Origin of the sequence: Streptomyces sp. NPDC051940 (assembly GCF_040680895.1) — a bacterium.
Classification (GTDB): Bacteria; Actinomycetota; Actinomycetes; order Streptomycetales; family Streptomycetaceae; genus Streptomyces.
On sequence record NZ_JBFAXR010000226.1, the window covers coordinates 1 to 6,708 of the forward strand.

Genomic DNA, 6,708 nt, shown 5'->3' on the forward strand with positions numbered 1-6,708 from the left:
TCTCCCTCCCCGCCCTCCCCGCTCAGCGCTCGAAGCGCCGGTCGTACTCCCCCCGCAGCTCCTCCATCGGCATCCCGCCCAGCTCCGGCTCCGGTTCCTCCGACGCCGACACCGAGGCCTCCGCCGCGCGCGTGCGGGCCCGGCGGGTGCCCCAGGTCATCGTGGCGAGGACGCCGCCGAGGAGCATGCCGGCGCCCGTCGCGGCCATCGGCCACCAGTCGGGCCAGTCGTACTCGCCGGCCGCCTCGAGGCCCGCCAGGACGGCCACGGTGACCAGCACCAGGCCGATGAGGAGCCGCGCCGGCTCGAACTCGTGCGACTTCATCGCGTTCCTCCGCCGGTCACCGGGGCCTGCTCCACGTCGAGCTGGCCGACGCTCACCTTGAGGTCGAGGTCGAGGACGCCGACCGGTTCGCGGTCCGACGGCGTGAGGACCATGTCGCGGTCGTGGTCGATGGAGATGTCGACGTCCTTGCCCGCCTCGGTGCCCGGCAGTTCGAGATCGCCGACGCTGACCTCGCTGCTCAGCCGGACCTCCGGAGACCGCGGCACGATGACCCGCAGCCGTCCCGCGCTCACCTCCGCCCGTACCTCCAGGGTCTGGTCCTTCGCCAGCTTCACCTGCGACAGGTCGAGCGTGGCGTCACCGGTGCCGAGCTTGTAGACCGGCTGGACCTCCGCGGCCGACGCCGGCCGCCAGGTGGTGTCCATCCACTCGGACGTGACGTCCTTCGGCAGCGCGAGCGCCACCGTCAGCAGCAGGGCCGTGGTCAGCGACCAGAAGACGGTGCCCCCGCCCGTACGCCCGAGCCGGGAGCTCACCGCGAAGCCCAGCCCGAAGACGCCGAGCGCGCACGACAGACCCAGAGCGAGGCTCGTACCCAGCGGATGGTTCGACCAGGTCGCCGAGGAGACGATGCCGCCGGTGACGACGGCGAGCACGAAGACCACCCCGCCGATCCCCGACCGCTCGCGCCGCACCGGCCGCGACCGCACCGCGCGGGCCGCCGCCTTGTCGTACGGCTCGTCGGGCGGGCCCCACAGATAGAGCGAGGGACCGTCCTTGGTGAGCGGATCGCGCCACCACGACGGCGGCTGCGGCACGGGCGGCGGCGCCGTCTCCGGGGGCGCGTCCGCGACGGCCTGCGCCGTGGCGTCGTCCCCGAGCACCGCGCCGCTCTCGACGTCGCGCCGGTGCCGCGACCAGTAGCAGGCGCCGGCCAGGCTCAGCGCCAGCATGGCGGTGAAGACGTGCGCCTCGCCGTTGCGCAGCATCGACAGGAACAGCCCGCAGCCGACGACCATCACCAGCAGCGCCGTCAGCGACGCGCCCTCGACGCGTCCGGACAGCAGCCGCCGGCCCTCGTTCTCCTCCTCGCCCTCACCGGGGATGAGCAGCCACGCCATGCCGTACGCGACCAGCCCGAGGCCGCCCGTCACCGCGAGCACGCCGAACACGACGCGGAAGATGACGGGGTCCATGGCGTAGTAGCGGCCCAGGCCGGCGCAGACCCCGCCCATCACCTTGTGGGTGCGGCTGCGCGTCAGCCGGTCGCGGACGGCGGGGGCCTCCTTCTCGGGAGTCTCCTCGCCGTGTGCGGGCCCGGCGGGCCTGGTCGCTGTCATACGTACATGGTGGCCGACCCGGCGGCCCCGCACAGCACACGGGTACCCGGAGCTGTCCCTGAAATCCGCCCCCGTACCGAGACCAGGGGTCTGTCAGGGGCGACCCTGATACCGACGATGCCCGCGACGTGTGACGATCGTTGTCATGGCCCCCAGCAGCACTGGCACGGCGTTCGCCGCGGAGACCGCCGAGAAGACGGCGGAGGACGAGCCGTACCGCAAGCTCTACCGCAGCGCGGACGGCCGCATGCTCGGCGGGGTGGCCCGCGGGCTCGCGGGCCACCTCGGCGTGCCCGTGTCCTGGGTGCGGATCATCTTCGTCGTCCTGCTGATGTCGGGCGGGCTGGGGATGCTGCTGTACGCCGTGTTCTGGTTCGTCGTACCCCTCGGGCAGGGCGGCACCTCGCTGCCGAAGGCCCGTCCGTTCCGCCGCCGCCCCGACAAGGGCCAGATCCTCGCGCTGATCGCGCTGGTGATCGCCGCCGGCGTCTTCGTCGGCAGCCTCAACCTCGGCCGCGGCAACGCCTTCCTCTTCCCGCTGATGCTGATCGGTGCCGGAGTGGCCCTGGTCTGGCGGCAGGCGGACAACGCGCGGCGCGCCCGCTGGGCGGAGATGACCCGCCGCGGCCGGTTCATCCCGCTCGCCCGCGGCGGGGCCGGGGTGGTGCTGGTCGGCGCCGGCGTCAGCGCGATATTCGTGGTGCAGGGCTCCGCCAAGCACCTGGGGTCCGTGCTGCAGGCGTCGCTGCTGGTGATGGTGGGTGTGGCGCTGCTCGCCGGACCGTGGCTGGTGCGGATGGTGCAGGACCTCTCCGAGGAGCGGACGATGCGGATCCGCGCCCAGGAGCGCGCGGAGGTCGCGGCGCACGTGCACGACAGCGTGCTGCACACCCTCACCCTCATCCAGCGCAACGCCGACGACGCGGCGGAGGTCCGCAAGCTGGCGCGGGCCCAGGAGCGGGAGCTGCGCGCCTGGCTGTACAAGCCGGAGGGCACGGGCCGCGACGAGGAGGACCAGCCCGACACTCTGGCGGACGCGGTCCGCAAGACGGCGGCCGAGGTGGAGGACCACCACGGCGTCCCCGTCGAGGTGGTGTGCGTCGGCGACTGCCCGGTGGACGAGCGGCTGGTCGCGCAGTTGCAGGCCGCCCGCGAGGCGATGGTCAACGCCGCCAAGTACGGTGGCGAGGGCGGCGCGGTCCAGGTGTACGCGGAGGTCGAGGGCCGCACGGTCTTCATCTCCGTACGGGACCGGGGCCCCGGATTCGACCTGGATTCCGTACCGGCCGACAGAATGGGCGTACGGGAGTCCATCATCGGCAGGATGGAACGCAACGGCGGTACGGCGCGGCTGCGGGCCGTGCCGGACGGCGGCACGGAAGTGGAACTCGAGATGGAGAGGGCGGCGGACTCGTGACCGAGGACGAGACGAAGAGCGGGGACGACCGCCGGGTCCGGGTGGTCCTGGTCGACGACCACCGGATGTTCCGGGCCGGCGTCCAGGCGGAGATCGGCGTGACGGACGAGACGGGCGTCGAGGTCGTCGGCGAGGCGGCCGACGTGGACCAGGCGGTCACCGTCATCACCGCGACGCGGCCCGAGGTGGTGCTGCTGGACGTGCATCTGCCGGGCGGCGGCGGGGTCGAGGTGCTGCGGCGCTGCGCGCCGCTGATGGCCGACGCGCAGCAGCCGGTGCGGTTCCTGGCGCTGTCGGTGTCGGACGCGGCGGAGGACGTCATCGGCGTGATCCGCGGCGGCGCGCGCGGCTACGTCACGAAGACGATCACCGGCAAGGACCTGGTCGGCGCGATCTTCCGGGTGTCGGACGGCGACGCGGTGTTCTCGCCGCGGCTGGCGGGCTTCGTCCTGGACGCGTTCGCGTCGACGGACGCGCCGCCGGTGGACGAGGACCTCGACCGCCTCACGCAGCGGGAGCGGGAGGTGCTGCGGCTGATCGCGCGCGGGTACGCGTACAAGGAGGTCGCGAAGCAGCTGTACATCTCCGTGAAGACGGTCGAGTCGCACGTCTCGGCGGTCCTGCGCAAGCTCCAGCTGTCGAACCGCCACGAGCTGACGCGCTGGGCGACGGCCCGCCGACTCGTCTGACGGCGGGAGCGGTCCGGCGCCTGTCCCCCGGGGTTCCGCCGGGGGACGTCAGTAACCCGACAGTGTGCGGGCGCGCTTGCGCTTCGCGAGGAGCGCGTCCAGCGAGAGGTACGGCGTGCCCGCGAGGATGAACGGGATCCACGACATCAGGTAGATCAGGTCGTTGCCCAGGTAGTACGGCTCGACCGCCCAGCTCATCGTCAGCCAGAACGTGAGCGAGATCAGCGCGCCGCCCAGCGCGGCCAGCCGGCCGAAGAGGCCGCTGAGGATGCCGAGTCCCACGGCGATCTCGCCGAGCAGGATCGCCCAGCCGAAGCCGGTGGGGGACTTCTGCGCGAGGTCGATCAGCGCGGGGACGCCGGCCGTCGCCTCGACGCTGGACAGGGTCTCGGCGAGCGAGCCCGGCCCGGAGGAGTTGAGGAACGCGTCGTCGGTGAGCTTGTCCAGCCCCGCGTAGATGAACGTGACGCCGAGGAAGACGCGCAACGGCAGTATGGCGTAGCGGGCGGCGGTGGCGCGCAGCCCGGTGTCCCTTGCTCCGCCCGTGCCCAGCACCGTGGTGGGATCCGTGAACGACATGGTCCGCCTCTCGCCTCGTCCGCCTCGTGCGTCTCGCCCGCGACCGGGCCGCCGCCCGATTGTCGCGTCTACGGCGGTGGTACGTAAGGAGGTGGCGGCGCGCTCAACGGATCGTACGCCTGATGGACCAGCGAACAGACGCCCGGGACAAGCTCAGTCGAGGATCTCCACGGTGTACGGCGCGCTCTCCGCGCCCGACGCCGTCACCACCCGTACCTCGACCCGCCCCGGCTCGACCTCGGCCGGCACCGGCACGACGAGCACCGAGTCCCCGGGGTTCGCGAACCCGCCGGCCACCGGCACCAGCGGCACCGACACGTGCACGCCGCCTATCCGCACGACCGTACGGGCCAGCTGGCCGGCCGTCGTAGCGCCGGGCGGGACGAAGCCGGAGCCGCGGATCTCGACGTCGTCGCCGGTGCGCAGCGGGGCGTCGAGGTCGCCGGTCTCGCGGGCCCGTACCACCGACAGGATCGTGGGGCGGCCGTTCTCCGAGAGCTTCCCCGCCAGGAACGCGCCGGCGCTGACGGCGACCAGCACCACCAACGCCCAGGGCAGCTCGGGCAGTTGCTCGGGGCGGCGGGCCAGGGCCACCGCGGCGTACCCCAGCACGGCCGTGCCGACCAGGGCGTACTGGGCGTCGGTGACGCTGCCGCGGCCGGCGTCGTCGCAGAGGAGGTCGGCGGGGCGGGGCCGGTCGGCGCGGACCTTCTGCAGCAGCCGGCGGCGTACCAGCACCGCGGTGCCGGCGCGGATGGCGACGGCGGTGCCGAAGACGGTCGCGAGCACCCAGTTGAGGCCGCCGGCGCGGGAGAAGTCCAGCTCGGCGTCCGCGCTGAACGCCAGCTCCAGCGCCAGCACGAGCACGGCGTACGCGGCCAGCAGCGCCCAGGCGGCGGCGAGGGTACGGGAGGTGGAGAGCCGGTTGTCGTCGCCGATGAGCGGGGTGACCAGGCCCCCGCGTTCGCGGTGCAGCCAGGCCGCGCCGGCCAGCGGTGCGGCCAGCAGTACGGCGGCGACCAGCCCCGCGGTGCGGGCGGCGGTCCAGCCGGCGCTGATCGCGGTCAGCGCCTGTACGAGCAGCAGCACCGCGACGAGTCCGCCGGTGCCGATCACGGTCGGCTTCCACAGCCGGCGCAGCCAGGCATCGCCGTCGGCCCGCGCGCGTTCGGCCTCGTCCTTGGCGGCGCGGGTCAGCTCGTCGGAGACCCACTGCCGGGAGGCGCCGGCGGAGTGCGCCAGGCCCTTCGGCACGCCCCCGCCCGCGGCGTACCCGTCGCGCAGGCTGCCGAAGTCCGCGGGGGGCTCCTGGGGGGAGCCCGCACTGGCGCCCGTACCCTCCTCCGCGCCCCCGGAGGTGCCGTCCGCCGATCTCGCAGTTTGCGCCACGTCGCGCCCCCTAGGCGTGCTTCATCGATGCGATGAGAGGGAATTGTGCCCTACGCCACTGGGCGCGTGTTCGGCGGGTCCGCCCTATGGACGGGTATTTGTCGATATGCCGTCGTGATCGGGGGTGGTTCAGCTGCGCGAGGGCTTCGCCGCCACCCGAAACGGTTGGAGAATGGCGGGGAGTTGACCCACGCGGGGGGTGGGGGATGACGAGGTACGGGGACATGTGCGCCCGGCTGATGGAGCAGATCGACGCGGGCGCGGAACAGATCGAGCTGCGGGCCGATCTCCACTGGGCGGCCTGGGGGCGGCTGGCCTGTCTGACGTACGTGGCGGAGCGCTTCGGCTATCACTATCGGGACACGCGGATACGCCGCCCCGAAGGCGGAACGAACCGGAAGGAGCCCGTGGAGCCCGCGTATCTCGTCCAACTGGACCGGGGAACGCGCGCCGGCCACGGGCAGGAGCTGGTGCCGGCCGCTGGCGCCCGCACCCTTCCGGGTCTGGACCGGGGCAACCGGCGCCCGTTGCCCGAGGGCGCGGACCGGGTGCGGGAGCTGACCGCCCGGATCACGCTCGACTCCGAGGCCGCGATCGAGGCGGCCCAGCTGAAGTCGGCGTGGTGGATGAAGCAGCTGCTGATGGCGCTGCCGGTGGGGCTGCTCGTGCTGGCCGAAGCCCTGTTGCCGCTCCCCTGGAGTCCGGTGCAGACACCGCTGCAGGCCGCTCTCGCGCTGGCCGCGGTTCCGCTGACCGAAACGGCGACCCGGCTGATCGTCCGGCGTAAACGGGCTGCGGCCGTCGCGCTGCTGACATCGCGGGGCTATGTCGAAATGCACACCCCGGACGGCGTCGTCCGGCGCGTGCCGCCCGACTGGACGCCGCCCGCACTGCCCTGGTGACGCGCCGAGGGGCGCCGCCCGTGCGAAGACGGGCGGCGCCCCCCGGCGTCAGCGGGGGGGTACCGCCGGGGGTGATAGGGAGAGCGGCGGGGAGGGTCAGAGTGTA

7 protein-coding genes are annotated in these 6,708 nt (G+C 73.4%); 3 read left to right on the forward strand and 4 right to left on the reverse strand.

Annotated elements, in window-relative coordinates; translation table 11 throughout:
* Positions 1-22: 22 nt before the first annotated feature.
* Entirely contained in the window at positions 23-325 is a 303-nt protein-coding gene (locus tag AB0M28_RS39285) for a hypothetical protein (protein WP_365415442.1), read from the reverse strand.
* Positions 322-1,626: a PspC domain-containing protein gene (locus AB0M28_RS39290; protein WP_365415444.1), complete on the reverse strand. Its 1,305-nt coding sequence runs from the start codon at positions 1,624-1,626 to the stop codon at positions 322-324. The genes AB0M28_RS39285 and AB0M28_RS39290 overlap by 4 nt, the downstream gene beginning before the upstream one ends.
* Positions 1,627-1,771: 145 nt before the next feature.
* On the opposite strand from AB0M28_RS39290, the gene AB0M28_RS39295 reads away from it, so the two are divergent.
* On the forward strand, positions 1,772-3,043 hold the full coding sequence (locus tag AB0M28_RS39295; RefSeq protein ID WP_365415446.1) for a PspC domain-containing protein: 1,272 nt from the start codon (positions 1,772-1,774) through the stop codon (positions 3,041-3,043).
* The gene (locus AB0M28_RS39300) at positions 3,040-3,732 is read left to right on the forward strand and encodes a response regulator transcription factor (RefSeq protein ID WP_365415448.1); all 693 of its coding nucleotides are present in this window, start codon (positions 3,040-3,042) and stop codon (positions 3,730-3,732) included. Before AB0M28_RS39295 ends, AB0M28_RS39300 begins: the two co-directional genes overlap by 4 nt.
* A 48-nt stretch (positions 3,733-3,780) precedes the next feature.
* Here the strand turns inward: AB0M28_RS39300 and AB0M28_RS39305 are convergent, their stop codons facing one another.
* Positions 3,781-4,311 carry a DoxX family protein gene (locus AB0M28_RS39305; protein ID WP_365415450.1) on the reverse strand — a complete coding sequence of 177 codons (531 nt, stop codon included), beginning with the start codon at positions 4,309-4,311 and terminating at the stop codon, positions 3,781-3,783.
* A gap of 153 nt (positions 4,312-4,464) precedes the next feature.
* Positions 4,465-5,700 carry a hypothetical protein gene (locus AB0M28_RS39310; protein WP_365415452.1) on the reverse strand — a complete coding sequence of 412 codons (1,236 nt, stop codon included), beginning with the start codon at positions 5,698-5,700 and terminating at the stop codon, positions 4,465-4,467.
* Between the two features lie 206 nt (positions 5,701-5,906).
* Between AB0M28_RS39310 and AB0M28_RS39315 the strand changes: the two genes are divergently transcribed.
* A complete protein-coding gene (locus tag AB0M28_RS39315) occupies positions 5,907-6,602 on the forward strand; it encodes a hypothetical protein (RefSeq protein ID WP_365415454.1) in 696 nt (231 codons plus the stop codon).
* Positions 6,603-6,708: the final 106 nt, after the last annotated feature.